We start from the raw sequence: 17,742 nt of genomic DNA on the forward strand, positions 1-17,742 counted from the left end.
GGTCACGCGAAACAGGCCACAGCCGGGAGCCGGCACCGCCAGCAAGAAGAACCGGCGTGATCTTTCGAGAGTGTTCCTTCACAATAAAACCTTTCCAACTCTAAAAAATTTCCCGGCGCGCCGGACAATATACATATTTGCCAATGCTGCCATCATCGGTTCACGGGCACACAAGCGCAAGCTCATAAATTCGCCTTGTGAAAGCTTGGTGAATAGATGGCGGGGGCAGCTGGAGGGCATGTGTATTACCTGCGGGTCCCATTCGCTAACGCAAGGTCGCTTGTGAGGTTCCATCCGATCCGGCACGAAAATATCGCGGAGAATGAAAAGCCTCATCGGCAGCGGGAGCACTGATCCACCGAACCTGCCGACCCCGCGCCAGGCGAAGAATATTGACTTAATCGATTGAATCGACCGCAAATTTCATCACGCTTAAATTTGCTGCACTGAACAACATTCAAGGCTTGGCAGGCGTGCAAAAAATACCATAACAACAACGAATATTTTTATACTGATAACGACAGGAAAGCGCACACAGCCCATGTCCGATACGCCAAAAACCGCCAGCACCAGAACATCGGTTACGGATCAGGAGGCCCTGGATTTCCACTCTGAGGGCAGACCGGGGAAACTGGAAATCACCCCGACCAAGCCGATGGCAACGCAGCGGGATCTGTCGCTCGCCTATTCGCCAGGCGTGGCTGTTCCGGTGAAAGCCATCGCCGAAAATCCGGCAACGGCTTACGATTATACGACACGCGGCAACATGGTGGCGGTGATCTCCAACGGCACCGCGATCCTCGGTCTCGGCAATCTCGGCGCGCTCGCCTCCAAGCCGGTCATGGAAGGCAAATCGGTCCTCTTCAAGCGCTTCGCCGATGTCGATTCCATCGATCTCGAGGTCGATACCGAAGATGCGGATGAATTCATCAATTGCGTGCGTTATCTTGGCCCATCCTTTGGCGGCATCAATCTGGAAGACATCAAGGCGCCGGAATGTTTCATCATCGAAAGCCGCCTGCGCGAGTTGATGGATATTCCCGTTTTCCATGACGACCAGCATGGCACCGCCATCATCGCCGCCGCCGGCCTCATCAACGCCATTGAGCTGACCGGCCGCGATTTCAAGACCACGAAGCTGGTCTGCAATGGCGCGGGCGCTGCTGCCATCGCGTGCATGGACCTCATCAAGGCCATGGGCTTCAACCCGGAAAACATCACGCTTTGTGATACCAAGGGCGTGATCTATCAGGGCCGCACCGAAGGCATGAACCAGTGGAAATCCGCCCATGCGGTGAAAACCAATGATCGCACGCTGGCGGAAGCCATGAAGGGTGCGGATGTGGTCTTCGGCCTGTCGCAGAAGGGCGCTTTCAGCGAAGACATGATCCGCTCCATGGCGCCGAAGCCGATCATTTTCGCCATGGCCAATCCGGACCCGGAAATCACACCGGAAGAAGTCTCACGCATCCGCGACGACGCCATCATGGCGACCGGCCGTTCGGATTATCCCAACCAGGTCAACAACGTCCTCGGCTTCCCCTATATCTTCCGCGGCGCGCTCGATGTGCGCGCCCGCCAGATCAACGACGCGATGAAGATCGCTGCCGCGCAGGCGCTGGCCGATCTTGCCCGTGAAGACGTGCCTGACGATGTGGCCGCCGCCTATCAGGGCAACCGCCCGCGTTTCGGGCCGCAATATATCATTCCCGTTCCCTTCGATCCGCGCCTGATCTCGGCCATTCCGGTGGCCGTGGCGAAAGCCGCCATCGAGACCGGCGTCGCCCAGCGCGAATTGCCAGACCTCGACGCCTATGCCCGCGAGCTTTCCGCCCGCCGCGACCCGATGGCCTCGACGACGCAGCGTCTCTACGAGCGCGTGCGCCGCTCGCCGAAGCGCGTGGTCTTTGCCGAAGCGGAAGAAGAACAGGTCATGCGTGCGGCGATTTCGTTCACCGCTCAAGGTCTTGGCACCGCCATCCTGCTCGGCCGCGACGATATTATCAAGGCCAATGCCGAACGTGCCGGCATCGATCTCGACCGTGCCAATATCGAGATCACCAATGCCCGCCTCTCCAGCCGCGTCGACGCTTATGTCGATTATCTCTATGCGCGGCTGCAGCGTGGCGGCTTCCTGCTGCGCGACGTGCAGCGCCTGATCCACAATGACCGTAACCACTTCGCCGCCTGCATGGTGGCGATGGGCGATGCGGATGCCGTGGTGACCGGCGTTACCCGTAACTATTCAACGGCGCTGGAGGATATCCGCCGCTGCATCAACACCAAGCCCGGCCACCGCGTCATCGGCGTTTCGCTGGTTGTCTCGCGCAACCGCACCGTATTCGTCGCCGATACCGCCGTACACGACATGCCGTCGGCCGAAGACCTGGCCGATATCGCCGAAGAGGCGGCCGGCCTCGCCCGCCGTTTCGGTTACGAACCGCGCGTCGCCATGCTTGCCTATTCCACTTTCGGCCAGCCGACCGGCGAGCGTTCCGACAAGGTGCGCGAGGCGGTGAAAATCCTCGACCGGCGCAATGTCAACTTCGAGGTCGACGGCGAGATGTCGGCCGATGTGGCGCTGAACCATCATCGCATGCAGAGCCAGTATCCCTTCGCCCGGCTTTCCGGCCCGGCCAATGTGCTGGTCATGCCGGCCATCCATTCAGCCTCCATCTCCACCAAGATGCTGCAGGAACTGGGCGGCGCAACCGTCATCGGCCCGCTGCTCGTCGGCCTCGACAAGTCGGTGCAGATCACCTCGATGGGTGCGAAGGACAGCGATATCGTCAACATGGCCGCGATCGCGGCTTATAACGCCGGCCGGTAACGACGGCGCGAAATGTTGCCACTGTTTCTTCTCCCCGCCGGGGAGAAGGTGGCCCGAAGGGTCGGATGAGGGGGCAACGTTGCCGTATCTCACGACCCGTGCCCCCTCATCCCGCTGCCGCGACCTTCTCCCCCTCGGGGAGAAGAAACAAGCAGTGCTCGCTCGCTTTCCCTTTGGCCATTCGGTCGGCAAACGGCGTCCGGATTGTCCTGCGCCCCCTTACGGCCAGACGCAGACAAAGAACAGGATTCTACGATTTAAAATTATTAGGATATTTTTTCGCCCTCAAAGCTTTATTGGAACACGATTTTATTCATAGTATTTTTTGCGCAATGCCAATTCTCGCTCTTGGCGGGTGCCTCATGTAGTTTCCACCTACAATCAAAAGGAAATACCCATGGCCCTCTCTTTTTCCAGATTTGCCGCAAAACTCATTGCCGGAACCGTTGTCATCGCTTCGATGGCCACTGCCGCCCATGCGGATGCAACGCTTGACCGTATCAAGGGTCGCGGCAAGCTCACCGTCGGCGTCATCCTCTCTGGCGCGCCTTTCGGCTTCATCGATCCGAAGACGCAGGAGCAGAAGGGCCTCAACATCGATGTCGCCAAGGCGCTGGCTGCCGGCCTCGGCGTCGAGCTGGTCACCGAAACCGTGACCCCGCCCAACCGCGTACAGTTCCTGCAGCAGGGCAAGGTCGACATTCTCATCGCCAACATGCAGTACACCGAAGAACGCGCCAAGACCCTCGATTACGTGCAGACCCCCTATGACCGCCAGGGCGGCGCTGCCATCGGTCGCAAGGACAGTGGCATCAAGGACTGGTCGGATCTGAAGGGCAAGATTGCCTGCGTATCGCAGGGCTCCAACTACACCCAGCCGCTGATCGAGCAGTACGGCGCGCAGGTTAAGGCGCTGCCGAGCCAGCCGGAATCGCTGCTGGCGCTGAAGGGCGGCAATTGTGATGTCTCCGTTCACGTCAACGGCACGCTGAGCCTGATGCTGCAGGACCGCGCCGACGAGTGGAAGGATTACGGCATTCTTATCCCCACCGACCTCATCCCTTCCGATTCCGTGATCTGGCTGCGCAAGGGTGAGGCTGACACGCAGGCCGCTCTGGACAAGATCGTCAAAGAGCTGCACGCTTCCGGCAAGATGATCGAATTCGCCAAGGCGAACCGCCTGCCAAGCATCGGCTACATGGAAGAGCAGCAGAAGAAGCTTTCCGCCGCGCAATAAGACAGACGCAGGGTCTCTCCGTTCCATGCCTCTCCTCACCGCAGGGTGAGGATGATGCCGAACAGGCGGAGTGATTTCCCGTGACCATCAGGAACGGCCGGTTTCGCCTGCCGTTCTTTTCTGCTTTATAACAAGGCAGGCCATTCTGGCGCCGCCCACCGGGCGGTTCCGCGATAACAGCATGGATTTCCGATGCAGGATTCATTTACAGCGCGCTTCATAGAACTCGCCGCGCATCTCGGCCTCAACTATGATTTTCTGAACAGCGGTTACGAGGTTCAGATTTGGCTTGACGGCATGAAGATGACGCTCATCCTCGTCGCCGTCACTTTGCCGCTCAGCCTTATCTTCGGCTTCATTTTCGCGGCCATGCTGACATCGGGCAAAGTCTGGCTCGCCGGCCCGGTGCGCGCCTATGTGGAACTGACGCGCAACACGCCGACGCTGGTGCAGCTGATGTGCGGTTTCCTTGTGCTTAACATGCTGATTTCCAACGTGCTGGGCGGCGCGCAGAACAACCCGCTGACGCCATTCTTCTGGGTCGTCGCCATCACCGGCCTGCATATCGCCGCCTTCCATGCGGAGGCCTTGCGCGGCGGCATCGAGGCGGTTCCAGCCACCACCATCGAGGCGGCACGCGCGATCGGTTTCAGCTCCTTCGAGATTTTACGCTATGTGGAGTTTCCGCTGGCGATCCGCACGGCACTGCCCTCGATCATCAATAATCTCGTCAATCTGGTGAAGCTCACCACCGTCGGTTCGGCAATTGCGGTCGGTGAAATCACCTATGCCTCGATCCTGATCTGGACGCAGCGCGACAATGTGGTCGAGCTGATGCTCGTTATCCTCCTTTTCTTCAGCGTCATCAATTTCATCGTCGCAAGGGCCGGTCTCTGGCTTGAGCGACGCCTTGCGGTTCCGGGGTTCGGTCAATGAGCGCGGTGGTTTCTCAAACGCGGGCGGCAAAAAAGCTGCCCTTCGGCACCATTCTGCTGCTCGGCGTGCTGATATCAGTCATTCTGTGGCTGATCCTCGATCCGTCGCTTGGACAGGTGCTGCTGCAATGGCTGCCCTATCTGGCCAAGGGTTTCGCCATGAACGTGCTGATCAGCATCCTTGCGATCGCCATCGGCACCTTCATCGGCGTCCTGCTCGGCATCATGGAGCTTGCGCCCTATCGCCTCGTGCGGGCGCCGGCGCTCACCTATGTGCAGATCTTCCGCAACGCCCCGCATCTGGTGCTGATCTTTGCCGCGACCTACATCTTCCCCTTCGAGATCGTCGCCTTCGGCAATTACATTCCGTTTCCGGACTGGATCAAGGCCGTGGTCGGGCTTGCCATTCCGGCCAGCGCTCATATTGCCGAAATCACCCGCGGCGCCATCCAGTCCATCCCCACCGCGCAATGGGAAGCCGCCCAGGGTCTTGGTTTTTCACGCAATCAGACCCTGCGCTGGATCATCCTGCCGCAATGCGTGAAACGTTCGCTGCCGCCATGGATGAACCTTTATGCCTCGATCACCATGGGCACGGCGCTCGCCTCGCTGGTCGGCGTGCATGAGCTTTTGCACGCCGCAACAGACGCCAGCACCGCCGTGCAGCGCAACGATTTCACCGTCGTGGTCTATCTCACCGTTCTGATGGCGTTCTTCCTGTTCTGCTATCCCGTCTCCCGTTTCACGCAGCGCCTCGAGCGGCGCTTCGCTTCCCGCTGATTGGAACAAGCCATGTCCGCACCCGCACCACAAACCGCCCAAGCGCTTGTCGAACTCGAAGGAATTCATCTCTCCTTCGGCGACAACCAGGTCCTGAAAGGGATCGACCTCACGGTCAACAAGGGCGACGCCGTTTCCATCATCGGCCCTTCCGGCTCCGGCAAGTCCACGATCCTGCGCTGCATCAACGGCCTGCTCATCCCGCAATCCGGCAAGATCACCGTTGGTGGCACCCGCGTAGACCTGTTAAAGACCGAGGCGGAACGTATCGCGCTACGCAAGCGCATCGGCATCGTGTTCCAGCAGTTCAATCTCTTCCCGCATCTGACCGTCATGGAAAACATCACCATCGCGCCGATCAAAATCCTCGGCACACCGAAGGCGGAAGCAGAGCGTCATGCTCGCGAACTGCTGGAAAAAGTCCGCCTGTCGCAGAAGGTGGATGCCTATCCCGGCCAGCTTTCCGGCGGCCAGCAGCAGCGCGTGGCCATCGCCCGCGCTCTTGCCATGCGACCGGAACTGGTGCTGTTTGATGAGGTCACCTCGGCGCTGGATCCGGAAACCGTGGGCGAGGTGCTTGCCGTCATCCGCGATCTCGTCAATGACGGCATGACCAGTATTCTCGTCACCCATGAAATGCGCTTTGCCGAGGAAATCAGCGACAAGATCGTGTTCACCGAAAACGGCCTGATCGTCGATCAGGGCACGCCTGATCATATCTTCTACAAGTCGACCAATCCGCGCATCAACGCCTTCGTCAATGGTCTGGGAGGACAGGTGGCACGGCTCAATGATGGCGAGGGGATCTGACGCCATGGCCACCGAGGAAAAAATCACCCTTCAACTGGCCGAAGCCATCGCCGCGTCTGATCCGCTGCGCGACGATGAGGCGGTGACGATTGCCCGCACGGCGTTGATCGATTTTTTCGCCTGCGTGCTGGGCGGTGCTGCCGACAGAAGCACGAAAATTCTGATCGATACCTTCACGACAGGCACGCAAGGCACGGCCGGCATCATCGGCCATGACCTGCGCACTGACGTCTTTACCGCCGCCCTCATCAACGGCCATGCCGGCCATGTGCTTGATTATGATGATGTGCATGGCAGCGTGCGTGGCCACCCCACCGTCGCCATCATTCCCGCACTTCTGGCCGTTGCGGTCGAGGAAAATTCGACGGCGGACGCCTTCATCGCCGCCTATATTGTCGGGCTGGAGACAATGGCGCGGATTGGCCTGTCGCTTGGCACCAAACATTACGAAAATGGCTTCCACGCCACCGCCACGCTCGGCCCTATCGGCGCTGCCGCTGCCATCGCCCATCTTCTGAAATTCGATCCGCAGACCACAGCCGTTGCACTTGGCCTCGCCGCCACGCAATCGGCCGGGCTGCGTCTGCAATTCGGGTTCGATGCCAAGCCGCTGCATGCCGGGCTTGCCACCCGCGCCGGCCTCACCGCCGCGCGGCTGGCACGCTCAGGGTTTCAGGGCGCACCGGATTTTCTGGAAAACCCCATCGGCTTTTATTCCGCCTTCGCCTTTGGTGCAGAGCAACCCAAACGGGTCCTGTCTGGCTGGGGCGCGCCCTGGCAGATCGTCTCGCCGGGCTTGACGCTCAAAGCCTTTCCCTGCTGCACCGCCGCCCACCCCGTCGCCGTCGGCGCGCTGGCACTGCGCAACGGGCATGATTTGACGCCGGACGAGATCGAAACCGTTATCATCACCTTCCCGCCGGGCGGCGATGCCGCCCTTGTCGGCACCGCCGCGCCCGTCACCGGCATCGATGCGCGCTTCAGCCCCGAATATGTTTTTGCCGCAGCGCTTGCGGATGGAGCACTCGGGATTGGCCATTTCGACGAGCGCCCTGTTCGTGCCGACCTGCTTACACTTTCGGCAAAAGTCGCGCGCCGGCATGATGAAACAGCCCGCCGCCTGTCCCCCGATCCGACCACCCGTTTCGTGGTCATCGATGTGACAAAGAAAGACGGAACATTGCTGTCACGCCGCATCGACGGCCTGCCCGGCATCGACGATCCGACGGAGAAATTCGCCGATGCCACCGGCGGCAATGAGAAATTCGCCGAAATTCCGGCACTGGTGCGTTCTATGAAAACCGCAGCCGATCTCAGGAAGCTCGAAACGCTTCTGGCAAGTGAAATATAACACGACCGACATGAAGGCATGACCCCATGACCAATACGACCCGCAAAAGACAGATGCATCTCGGCCTTTTCCTGCAGGGCGCCGGGCACCACGTTTCCGGCTGGCGTCACCCCGATGCGGAGGCTGGCAGCGAGAATTTTGACCTGCTCACCCGCGTCACGAAAATGGCGGAAGCAGCGAAGTTCGACATGGTTTTTCTGGCCGACGGACTGACCAGCGGCGTTGACGCGCATCCTTCCATGATTGCCCGTTTCGAGCCGCTGACCCTGCTTGCCGCACTGGCCATGGTGACAGACAAGATCGGGCTGGCCGCCACCGCCTCCACCACCTATGGCGAGCCCTATCACACCGCCCGCGCCTTCGCGTCCATCGACCATCTGAGCCATGGCCGCGCGGCCTGGAACATCGTCACCACATCTTATGCCCGAACGGCGGCAAATTTCTCCAAGGACCATCCTGAACATGACGAGCGTTATGCGGTGGCGGAAGAATATGTGAATGTCGTTCGTGGCCTGTGGGACAGCTGGGATGACGACGCCTTCGTCAAGGACAAGCAGGCGGGTCGTTACGTCGATCCTGAAAAGGTCCATATCCTCAACCACGAGGGCAAATATTTCACGGTCAAGGGACCGCTCAATATTCCACGCTCGCCGCAGGGACACCCGGTTCTCATCCAGGCTGGCTCCTCCGGCCCGGGACAGGATCTCGCCGCCCGCACCGCCGATATCGTCTTCACCGCCCAGCAGGCGATTTCCGAAGCGCAGGCCTTTTATACGAGCCTTAAAGCCCGCGTGGAGAAATTCGGCCGCAATCCGGCAAGTGTGGCCGTGATGCCGGGCTTCATGCCGATCATCGGCAGCAGCTTCGAAGAGGCCGGTGAAAAGCTGAAGGAACTGAACCGCTGGACGGACATCAAGAGCGCCATGCCGCTGCTTGAAGAACGCATCGGCCACAGCCTTGCAGATTATGATCTCGATGGCCCGCTGCCGGATTTGCCGATCTCCGACCAGCTGCGCAGCCGCGCCGAACTTCTGACCGAACTGGCGCGCCGAGAAAAGCTGACGATCCGCGAACTGGCTTTACGTGTCGCCGCCGGTCGCGGCCACCACATTGTCATGGGTACGGCGAAAGACGTGGCCGACCGCATGCAGCAATGGTTTGAAAATGGTGCGGCCGATGGCTTCAACGTCATGCCGCCCTTCTTCCCCGGCGGGCTGGAAGAGTTCAACCGCGAGGTCGTGCCGCTTTTGCAGGAGCGCGGCCTGTTCCGCAGGGATTACGAGGGCACGACGCTGCGTGACCATCTCGGCATCGATCGTCCGGCATTGCGGGCATAACGGCGTGCGGGTGCCTTTGACCAAAGGCACCCGCATCACCAGATCTCATCGATAAGTCAGGGCGGCAGAAGCCCCGCCTGTCACGCGGCAGCGCGTCCTGGCTGTTGATCGCGCCGGCCGGCATTTGAAAATTCAGACCGGACGGACGATCCGTCTTCACGCTGAATGTTACGACGGTTCAGTTTGAACAGGCTGACAAGCTGCGCAAGCACATCGGCACCCTGAGCCAGCGTGGCACTGATTGCAGTGGTGCGCGCGCTCATCGCGGCATTTTCCTGCGTCATCCGGTCGAGCCGGTTGACCGCCTTGTTGATTTCGCTGATGCCAACGGCCTGTTCGTCGGCCGCCTTTGAAATCATCTCGACATTGCCGTCGATGTGCCTGACCAGCGCGTCGATCTGCTTCAGCGCCTCACCGGTCTCGCCGACCAGCCTGACGCCTTCCAGAACCTCGCTACCGGAATTGTTGATGAGCGCCTTGATTTCCTTGGCGGCATTGGCGGAACGTTGTGCAAGTTCGCGCACTTCCTGTGCCACCACGGCAAAACCCTTGCCCGCCTCACCTGCACGCGCTGCTTCAACACCGGCATTCAGCGCCAGAAGGTTGGTCTGGAAGGCGATTTCATCGATAACGCCGATGATCTGGCTGATTTCCCGCGATGCCGTCTCGATGCGCTGCATGGCATCCACCGTCCGTTCGACCACTTCCGTGGAGGCCACCGTGGATGTCCGCGCGCTCTGTACGAGTTTGCGCGTTTCCTTCATGTTCTCGGTGGAGGAGCGAACCGTCGCGGTTATCTCTTCAAGCGCCGCTGAGGTCTCTTCCAGCGCCACCGCCTGCTCGCGGGAGCGTTCGGCGAGATTGACGGAGGCTTCGCTGACTTCCTGGCTGCTGCGGGTCAGGTCGCCGGTCTGGCCGAGAACATTCTCCAGCGTCTTCTGGAATTCCGCGATGGACTTGTTGAAGTCCCTCCGCAGCCCCTCGAACTCGCCGACGAACGGCTTGTCCAGCGTGACGCGGATGTTGCATTGGGAAAGCCGCTCCAGCGCCGCGCCGAGCTCTTCCACGGCATGCACCCGGTCCGACACGTCGAAGGCGAATTTGGCAACCTTGAAGACCTGTCCCCGATCATCGAGGATCGGGTTGTACGATGCCTGGATGAAGATGCGTTTGCCATCCTTGCCGAGCCGCATGAACTGGCCGGTGGAGAAACGGCCGGTTCGCAGGTCTTCCCAGAAGGTGCGGTATTCCATCGACCCGGCATAAGAGGGTTCGCAGAACATCGAGTGGTTCTTGCCGATGATCTCCTGCGCCTGATATCCCATCGCTTCGAGGAAATTTTCGTTGGCGCTGAGGATCGTTCCATCCGGCGAAAATTCGATCATGGCCTGGGCACGGGAGAGCGCCGCGAGCTTGCCGTTGTCATCGGCGCTCTGGCGCTTGATGGCCGTAATGTCGGTTGCGATCTTGACGACCTTGTAGGGTTTACCGAAACGGAAGACCGGATTGTAGGAGGCTTCGATCCAGATATCCGCGCCGCTTTTCGCACGCCGACGATATTGACCCTTGTCGTGCTCGCCGCGGGCCAGTTTTTCCCAGAAAGTCTTGTATGACGCAGACGCTGCATCTTCGGCGGAAAGGAATGTGCGGTGATGGAGGCCGACGATCTCGTTTTGGCTATAGCCGATGGCCTTGCAAAAATTATCGTTCGCTTTGAGCACCTTGCCGGTCAGATCAAACTCGATAATGGCCTGTGAGCGGTTCAGGGCTTCCAGCACCGCAGATGCATCCAAACCAAATTTAGAAAAATGAGACATGCTTTCGAACCCCCAACAATGACCAGTTTGCGGACCTCCTCAACCCTGAATTAGACAAGAGATGAAACTGATCGGTCTGCCCGCACGCAAACTAGCTCGACACCGTTAAATAGCGATTAATGATGAGCTATAACCATCGTCTCACAGGTCTAATCTGCCGCTAAAAAACCGAAAGGCCCGAACCCCTCCGGCATGCGGCATCCCCCAGATGTGGACCGCTTATTTGCCACAGTGCTGATATTTCTGCGGCTGCGGCGCAATGCGGCCTTTCATTGAAACCGCATTCATTGTTATGGCGGGCCTGAAAGATTTGTGTTGCAGGAGCGCTAATGACCAAAACCCTGAAATGCGACGTGCTGGTGATCGGCACCGGCATTATCGGTTCCATGGCGGCGCTTTACCTGCAAAATGCCGGACGAGAGGTTGTGCTTCTCGAACGTGGCGAAGTTGCCGGCGGTGCAAGTTCCGGCAATGCCGGCATTCTGGCCTTTCCGGAAATCATCCCCATTCCCTCTCCCGGCATCATGAAAAAAGCGCCGCGCTGGCTTTTCGATCCGCTCGGCCCGCTCAGCGTGCCGCCAGCCTATGCTGCAAAGATCGCCCCCTGGCTCTGGCGTTTCTGGCGTGCCAGCGCCGAGCGCAACTTTCGTCATGGGCTGAGGGTACTGAGCGAGATCAACAGGCTGGCAGCCAGTGAAATGGCGCATGTCGCCGCCATGCCGGAGCTTTCGTCCCTCGTTTCGAAAACCGGTACACTCGATCTTTATGACACAGAAGCAAGCTTGAATGCTGCGGCGAGGGGCTGGGAAGAAAAACAACGCGCCGGTTTCTCCTTTGAGCGTATCGGCCGCAGTGAGATAGACGAGCTGCAGCCGGGCCTTGCCCCGCAGTTCCGCCACGCCATGTTCTCCCCAGATGGCCTGCAGGTCTCCGACCCCCTTGATTTCACCCGCGCCATTTTCGATCTGGTGATTGCCCGGGGCGCAAGCCTGCGCAAGGGTGAGGCGGAACGCATCGACGCCGTTGGCGAAAGCACGATCGTCACCCTCGAAAATGGCGACAAGATCGATGCCGACAGGGTGGTAATCGCCTGCGGCGCCTGGTCGAAGAAACTTGCCGCGACGCTTGGCAATATCGTGCCGCTGGAAACCGAACGCGGTTACAACACCACCCTGCCCGTCGGTGCCTTCAACCTGACGCGCCAGCTCTATTTCAACGATCACGGCTTTGTCGTGACGCCGCTGTCTTCAGGCATCCGCGTCGGCGGCGCGGTCGAGCTTGGCGGGCTGGAACTGGAGCCGAATTTCAAACGGTCGGAAGCGATGCTGAAAAAGGCCGGGCGTTTCCTGCCCGGTCTCAAGGTGGAAGGCGGAACGCAATGGATGGGTTTCCGTCCGTCAATGCCGGACTGTCTTCCCGTCATCAGCACAGCGCGTACCACGCCCTCCGTCATCTACGCCTTCGGCCATGGCCATCTGGGACTGACGCAATCAGCAGCCACGGCCCGCCTCGTGACCCAGCTGGCAAACGGCGAGGAGACCGCGATTTCGGTCGATCCTTTCCGACCGGGGCGTTTTTCGTAAGTGAAGAGCGCGAAGCCCGCCCTGAAGCGGTGCTGACAACAATATGCGGGTTACTTCACCGGCTGCATGGAATCATCAGGGAATTCCACCGTAGCGAAGGACGGATAGACTTTTCGCAGGATCGTAACCTGCTGCTGATCGCTCACGCGTAGCAGATACCAGTCCGTGCCATCCATCAAGGCGAGTGTATGGGATTTCGCCTCGATCGTCTGGCCGCCGGTTTCCATCACCGTCTTTGTCGGAATGAGCGCATAGGGCGTTCCATCAGGCGTCTGCTCAACGCTGATCGCCCCTTTATCCATGGTAAATTCGGTTATCTTGACCGCCGCGAGCGCCATCTGCATCTGCGTCGTCAGGGCGCTGCGCAATTGTTCGACGGTCACGCCCGCATCGCTTGCGATAAACTCGAAGATTTTGGGCGGCACCGTTTTGCCGACGGTGTCGAAATCCTGCCCGTTCAAGGCGGCGCTGAACCGTTCAATCTGCGTATGCAGCCTGTCTTGCTCAGACGGCGAAAGATCCCGCGACAGAACAGGCTGCGAAAGCGCCGCAAACAGGATCAGGCAGGATAACAGGCGCTTCATGACTAGCCTTTCCGATGTCCGGCGTCGCCCGGTTTCCGCACCGGGAAACCTCTCGCGAAGGGAGATCGTTCAGCGCAACAGAATGAAGCCTGCGGCCGAAAGCACCAGAAATACGATAAGACCACCCAGAAAACCCGCAGAGGTGAAGAAACCAGCGACCATGGCCAGCATCAGCACGCACAGGAGCATGGTGCCGTATTTCGTCAAAGCCAGAAAGCCGTTATAGGTCTTTTCGTGCTCGACGTAATTCATCTCGGCGCCAACTTCGACCGGACCCGTGTGGTGTTCGCTCATTCCGCTTCCCCTTTGCTCCATCCGTCATGCCGTCGTAAAAGACGATTTCTCCCGCGTATGATTACGGGCTCATGCCGGACTCTCCGTAGCCAGAGGTAACATGAAGTCGTCGAAAAGCGCAATGCGTTCTCTGTGAAAGAACATCGCGTCGCCAAGGCGATGCGGGACAAACAGAACAGCACCGGCAATTAAACAATGGTCCTACGCCAATAGTCGAATAGAGGCGTTATTTGGACCGTTTTGTGGCGGTTTTGGTTGCTTTTCAAGCAGCCTGCCCATACACGGATTCCGTGGGGAGGAATCTGGAATTTGCAGGAGCGGACAGGCGTGGAAGCGCGGCCGCCCCGAGGAAGTTCCCGGCTTTCTTCTTCGCCATAACCCGCAAAGGGCCCGGCAAGGGAAGAGGGGAAAGTCATGAAATCGCTTTTAAAAATAAGTGCTTTGATAGACCTTGCGAGCGAAGCTCTGGGCAAGGTCGCCGGTTACCTGGTGCTCATCTGCTGCCTCGTCAGCGCCGGCAACGCCATGGTTCGTTATGCCTTCAATTACAGTTCGAATGGCTGGCTGGAAATCCAGTGGTACATGTTCGCCTTCATCGTGCTGATCGGCGCATCCTATACGCTGCGCATGAACGAGCATGTGCGTGTCGACATCATCTATGGGGCGATTTCGCCGCGCAACCGCATCTGGGTGGATATTATCGGCATCGTGCTGTTCCTGCTGCCCGGCTGCTTTTATCTGGCCTGGCTGTCCTGGCCCATGTTCACGCTCTCCTGGCATCAGGGCGAAATGTCCTCCAATGCCGGCGGCCTCATCCGCTGGCCCGTGAAACTCGTCATCTTCGCCGGTTTCGCCCTGCTGGTTCTTCAGGGGTTTTCAGAACTCATCAAGCGCATAGGCGCCCTCAACGGGCTTTATGCGCTCGATACGAAGTATGAAAAGCCCCTGCAATGATCGCGCCGATCTGAACCTTCAGGATATTTCCCATGTTTGAATATGGTATTCTTCCACCTCTGATGTTCCTCGGCATGATCATCTTCATGCTTTACGGATTTCCGGTTGCCTTCTCACTTGCCACTGTCGGCCTCGTCTTCGGTGTCATCGGCATCTTCACCGAGCATTTTTCGCCGGCCTTTCTGCAGGCCTTGCCGTTGCGCATCTTCGGCATCGTCTCCAACGACCTTCTGCTCGCCATCCCCTTCTTCACCTTCATGGGCGCAATCCTCGAGCGATGCGGACTGGCGGAGGATCTGCTTGAGGGAACCGGCAAGCTGTTCGGCGCCATTCCCGGTGGTCTTGCCTATGCCGTCATCATCGTCGGCGCGATCCTCGGCGCAATCACCGGCACGGTTGCCGCCTCCGTCATCACCATGGGCGTCATCTCGCTGCCGATCATGCTGAAATACGGTTATAATCCGCGGCTTGCCACCGGCGTCATCGCCGCATCGGGCACGATCACGCAGGTCATCCCGCCGTCCCTCGTCCTCATCGTTCTCGCCGACCAGCTCGGCAAATCCGTCGGCGACATGTATCTCGGCGCGATCGGCCCATCGATCCTGCAGGTGGCGATCTTCATGCTCTTCATCTTCGTGATGTCGATGTTGCGGCCGAAGGATTTGCCGGCGCTGCCGCCGGAAGCGCGTGGCGAACTCAACCGGGCGCTGGTGTTCCGCGTGCTGGCGGGCATGATCCCCTCCATCGTGCTGATCTTCCTCGTGCTCGGCACCATCTTCCTCGGCCTTGCCACCCCGACGGAGGCCGGCGCACTCGGCGTCGTCGGCGCCATGGCGCTCGCCGCTGCCCACCGCCGCCTCACCTGGGATCTCGTCAAACAGGGCATGCATTCGACCATGCACATCACCTCGATGGTGGTGTTCATTCTCGTCGGCGCCACCTGCTTTTCCCTTGTCTTTCAGGGCATGGACGGTTCGCTGTGGATCGAGCATATGCTGTCGGGCATTCCGGGCGGCCCAATCGGCTTCCTGATCTTCGTCAACATCTTCATCTTCTTCCTCGCCTTCTTCCTCGATTTCTTCGAGATCGCCTTCATCGTCATTCCGATGCTGGCGCCGATCGCCCAGTCGCTCGGTATCGACCTGATCTGGTTCGGCGTGCTGATCTGCATCAACATGCAGACGAGCTTCATGCATCCGCCCTTCGGTTTTGCCCTGTTTTATCTGCGCTCCATCGCGCCGCGCTCGGTCAAGACATCGGATATCTACATGGGCGCCATACCGTGGCTCGGCATGCAGCTTATCCTCGTCGCCATCGTGATCTTCTGGCCGGAATCCGTCACCTACTGGCTCGACAAGGCACCCGATGTGGATCTGAACTCCATCAAGATCGAAATCCCCGCCTTTGGTAATCAGGGCGGCAACACAATGCCCAATTTCGGTCAGCCGGGTGGATTGCCCGGCATGCCGAACCTCGGTGAACCGCCGAAGATCGGGCCGTGAGAGCCGCCTTGTAAGGATTTGGCGAAACGCTTATAGTTGCGGAGTGGAAGACAGGGTTCCAGCCCCGCCTTCCCTTTGCTTATCTGCTTAGAAAATTGAACCGGACGGAGACAGACCAGCCCGTCCGGTTCTTCCTAAACTAAAGCGTAATGCTCAGTGGTTTCCACATCACATCACCTCCACAGTTGAGAGCAAGGCCTTTGCCGAGGTCGGCGTGGCCAATCCTCGCCGACACTCCGGCTGGCCCCGGAGCCTGCTGCTTTTGCGCCCAATAGCTTGATCGTAAATCACCCTTTCTTGTCGGGCGCATGAAGGCTGACACGCAAACAAAAACCCCGGAAACCGAAGTTTCCGAGGCCTTTGCCAGGTCCGCCGCCGTCACTGAATAATCAGAGCTTACCGTTACGTTGCTGGATCATCATGAACGTATCGAAGGTGTATTCCGCAAGCTGCATCCACAGGTAACCTTCGCGCTTGAACGCGACCTGGTCCTCGTAGATCTTCTTGAAGTCTGGATTGGTGGCCGAAATATTGGCGTAGACTTCCAGTGCCGATTTGTAGCAGGCCTCGAGGATTTCCTGGCTGAACGGCCGCAATACGGCACCTTCCGAAACCAGCTGCTTGATGGCGATGGGGTTCTTGGCATCGTATTTCGCCATCATGCTGGTGTTGGCGAAGGCGCAGGCATCCTGCAGCGCCGTCTGGTAGTTCTTCGGCAGGCTGTTCCACTTGTCCAGATTGACGAAGGAGTGGATGACCGGGCCGCCTTCCCAGAAAGCCGGGTAATAGTAATATTTCGCCACCTTCTGGAAGCCGAGCTTGTGGTCGTCGTAAGGGCCGACCCATTCGGCGGCATCGATGGTGCCTTTTTCCAGCGCCGGGTAGATGTCACCGCCGGCGATCTGCTGCGGCACGACGCCAAGCTTTTCCACCACCTTGCCGGCGAGACCGGCAATACGCATCTTCACGCCCTTGAAATCCTCAACGGTATTGATTTCCTTGCGGAACCAGCCGCCCATCTGGGCGCCGGTATTACCTGAGATCATGCCGTAAAGATTGTGCTTGGCGTAAAATTCGTTGAGCAGCTTGTTGCCGTTGCCTTCGTAGAACCAGGAATTGGTCAGGCGGGCATTAAGGCCGAAGGGTATCGCCGTGCCGATGGCGAAGGTCGGGTCCTTGCCGACGTAATAATAGGAGCAGGTGTGGCACATTTCCACCGTGCCTGACGACACGGCATCGGCCGCCTGCAGGCCGGGCACGATTTCACCGGCAGCAAAGGGCTGGATGGTGAAATTGCCATCCGTTGCCGCGGCAACATGTTTGGCTATGTCCTCGGCGCCGCCATAGATCGTGTCGAGCGATTTCGGAAACGACGACGTCAGACGCCAGTTAATCTTGGTATTTTGCTGTGCAATGGCGGGCGCGGCCAGAGCCGTAGCGGCTCCCGCAAGCGCACCTTTTTTCATAAAGGAACGGCGATCCATCTATATCCTCCCAGATATGAACGCTGCCCGCAGCTTGAATTCCCCTCTTTGCTGTTCAGGCATCGCAGCAAAGTAAGCACGGTTACCGCCCGGCTGACAAGCACCCGCCCCAAGAATTAATCGCGGAAAACCGGCCTTTTCGGAAAGTCTCCTTCGTATTTTATTTGCAACTGAAATATCCTCGCGCCGCCTTATACTTTAGGCGCATCCACTACCGGCAAAACGCAAAACACCTGCTTGACTT

Annotated in this window: 15 protein-coding genes; 10 read left to right on the forward strand and 5 right to left on the reverse strand. The window is 59.0% G+C overall.

Features of this window, described 5'->3' with window-relative positions; genetic code table 11:
• Nucleotides 1-82, reverse strand: an 82-nt coding sequence (locus PL640_RS08520) for a sugar phosphate nucleotidyltransferase (protein ID WP_271362076.1), incomplete at its 3' end; no start/stop codon positions are given.
• 459 nt (nt 83-541) lie between these two features.
• Here PL640_RS08520 and PL640_RS08525 point away from each other — a divergent pair.
• From PL640_RS08525 to PL640_RS08555, 7 genes are all read left to right on the forward strand, one after another.
• On the forward strand, nt 542-2,830 hold the full coding sequence (locus PL640_RS08525; RefSeq protein ID WP_142842664.1) for an NADP-dependent malic enzyme: 2,289 nt from the start codon (nt 542-544) through the stop codon (nt 2,828-2,830).
• Between the two features lie 397 nt (nt 2,831-3,227).
• A complete protein-coding gene (locus tag PL640_RS08530) occupies nt 3,228-4,067 on the forward strand; it encodes a transporter substrate-binding domain-containing protein (protein WP_142842663.1) in 840 nt (279 codons plus the stop codon).
• Nucleotides 4,068-4,259: 192 nt separating this feature from the next.
• On the forward strand, nt 4,260-5,003 hold the full coding sequence (locus PL640_RS08535) for an amino acid ABC transporter permease (protein ID WP_142842662.1): 744 nt from the start codon (nt 4,260-4,262) through the stop codon (nt 5,001-5,003).
• On the forward strand, nt 5,000-5,782 hold the full coding sequence (locus tag PL640_RS08540) for an amino acid ABC transporter permease (protein WP_142842661.1): 783 nt from the start codon (nt 5,000-5,002) through the stop codon (nt 5,780-5,782). Before PL640_RS08535 ends, PL640_RS08540 begins: the two co-directional genes overlap by 4 nt.
• 12 nt (nt 5,783-5,794) lie before the next feature.
• Nucleotides 5,795-6,592: an amino acid ABC transporter ATP-binding protein gene (locus PL640_RS08545; protein WP_271361483.1), complete on the forward strand. Its 798-nt coding sequence runs from the start codon at nt 5,795-5,797 to the stop codon at nt 6,590-6,592.
• Between the two features lie 4 nt (nt 6,593-6,596).
• On the forward strand, nt 6,597-7,943 hold the full coding sequence (locus tag PL640_RS08550) for an MmgE/PrpD family protein (protein WP_271361484.1): 1,347 nt from the start codon (nt 6,597-6,599) through the stop codon (nt 7,941-7,943).
• 26 nt (nt 7,944-7,969) lie between these two features.
• Complete coding sequence (locus PL640_RS08555; protein ID WP_271361485.1) at nt 7,970-9,280, forward strand: LLM class flavin-dependent oxidoreductase; 1,311 nt, start codon at nt 7,970-7,972, stop codon at nt 9,278-9,280.
• An 80-nt stretch (nt 9,281-9,360) separates the two neighbouring features.
• On the opposite strand, the gene PL640_RS08560 is transcribed toward PL640_RS08555, so the two are convergent.
• Nucleotides 9,361-11,097 (reverse strand): methyl-accepting chemotaxis protein, encoded by a 1,737-nt coding sequence (locus PL640_RS08560; protein WP_271361486.1) that lies wholly within the window; start codon nt 11,095-11,097, stop codon nt 9,361-9,363.
• A 329-nt stretch (nt 11,098-11,426) separates the two neighbouring features.
• On the opposite strand from PL640_RS08560, the gene PL640_RS08565 reads away from it, so the two are divergent.
• On the forward strand, nt 11,427-12,680 hold the full coding sequence (locus tag PL640_RS08565) for an NAD(P)/FAD-dependent oxidoreductase (protein ID WP_271361487.1): 1,254 nt from the start codon (nt 11,427-11,429) through the stop codon (nt 12,678-12,680).
• 50 nt (nt 12,681-12,730) lie between these two features.
• Here the strand turns inward: PL640_RS08565 and PL640_RS08570 are convergent, their stop codons facing one another.
• Nucleotides 12,731-13,264, reverse strand: coding sequence for a hypothetical protein (locus tag PL640_RS08570; RefSeq protein WP_271361489.1), 534 nt, complete (start codon nt 13,262-13,264; stop codon nt 12,731-12,733).
• A 69-nt stretch (nt 13,265-13,333) separates the two neighbouring features.
• Complete coding sequence (locus tag PL640_RS08575; protein WP_161991423.1) at nt 13,334-13,558, reverse strand: aa3-type cytochrome c oxidase subunit IV; 225 nt, start codon at nt 13,556-13,558, stop codon at nt 13,334-13,336.
• Nucleotides 13,559-13,972: 414 nt separating this feature from the next.
• Between PL640_RS08575 and PL640_RS08580 the strand changes: the two genes are divergently transcribed.
• Together PL640_RS08580 and PL640_RS08585 are read left to right on the forward strand one after the other, a co-directional pair.
• Complete coding sequence (locus tag PL640_RS08580) at nt 13,973-14,512, forward strand: TRAP transporter small permease subunit (RefSeq protein WP_142842653.1); 540 nt, start codon at nt 13,973-13,975, stop codon at nt 14,510-14,512.
• A gap of 32 nt (nt 14,513-14,544) precedes the next feature.
• Complete coding sequence (locus PL640_RS08585; protein ID WP_269699386.1) at nt 14,545-16,014, forward strand: TRAP transporter large permease; 1,470 nt, start codon at nt 14,545-14,547, stop codon at nt 16,012-16,014.
• 389 nt (nt 16,015-16,403) lie between these two features.
• Here the strand turns inward: PL640_RS08585 and PL640_RS08590 are convergent, their stop codons facing one another.
• Complete coding sequence (locus PL640_RS08590; RefSeq protein ID WP_269699385.1) at nt 16,404-17,498, reverse strand: TRAP transporter substrate-binding protein; 1,095 nt, start codon at nt 17,496-17,498, stop codon at nt 16,404-16,406.
• Nucleotides 17,499-17,742: the final 244 nt, after the last annotated feature.

The organism is Agrobacterium sp. ST15.16.024 (assembly GCF_027956545.1).
GTDB lineage: Bacteria > Pseudomonadota > Alphaproteobacteria > Rhizobiales > Rhizobiaceae > Agrobacterium > Agrobacterium cucumeris.

Excerpts from the sequence above, each read along its gene's own strand:
- PL640_RS08525 (WP_142842664.1), top strand. The coding sequence starts at position 542 with ATGTCCGATACGCCAAAAACCGCCAGCACCAGAACATCGGTTACGGAT.
- PL640_RS08530 (WP_142842663.1), top strand. The coding sequence starts at position 3,228 with ATGGCCCTCTCTTTTTCCAGATTTGCCGCAAAACTCATTGCCGGAACC.
- PL640_RS08535 (WP_142842662.1), top strand. The coding sequence starts at position 4,260 with ATGCAGGATTCATTTACAGCGCGCTTCATAGAACTCGCCGCGCATCTC.
- PL640_RS08540 (WP_142842661.1), top strand. The coding sequence starts at position 5,000 with ATGAGCGCGGTGGTTTCTCAAACGCGGGCGGCAAAAAAGCTGCCCTTC.
- PL640_RS08545 (WP_271361483.1), top strand. The coding sequence starts at position 5,795 with ATGTCCGCACCCGCACCACAAACCGCCCAAGCGCTTGTCGAACTCGAA.
- PL640_RS08550 (WP_271361484.1), top strand. The coding sequence starts at position 6,597 with ATGGCCACCGAGGAAAAAATCACCCTTCAACTGGCCGAAGCCATCGCC.
- PL640_RS08555 (WP_271361485.1), top strand. The coding sequence starts at position 7,970 with ATGACCAATACGACCCGCAAAAGACAGATGCATCTCGGCCTTTTCCTG.
- PL640_RS08560 (WP_271361486.1), bottom strand. The coding sequence starts at position 11,097 with ATGTCTCATTTTTCTAAATTTGGTTTGGATGCATCTGCGGTGCTGGAA.
- PL640_RS08565 (WP_271361487.1), top strand. The coding sequence starts at position 11,427 with ATGACCAAAACCCTGAAATGCGACGTGCTGGTGATCGGCACCGGCATT.
- PL640_RS08570 (WP_271361489.1), bottom strand. The coding sequence starts at position 13,264 with ATGAAGCGCCTGTTATCCTGCCTGATCCTGTTTGCGGCGCTTTCGCAG.
- PL640_RS08575 (WP_161991423.1), bottom strand. The coding sequence starts at position 13,558 with ATGAGCGAACACCACACGGGTCCGGTCGAAGTTGGCGCCGAGATGAAT.
- PL640_RS08580 (WP_142842653.1), top strand. The coding sequence starts at position 13,973 with ATGAAATCGCTTTTAAAAATAAGTGCTTTGATAGACCTTGCGAGCGAA.
- PL640_RS08585 (WP_269699386.1), top strand. The coding sequence starts at position 14,545 with ATGTTTGAATATGGTATTCTTCCACCTCTGATGTTCCTCGGCATGATC.
- PL640_RS08590 (WP_269699385.1), bottom strand. The coding sequence starts at position 17,498 with ATGGATCGCCGTTCCTTTATGAAAAAAGGTGCGCTTGCGGGAGCCGCT.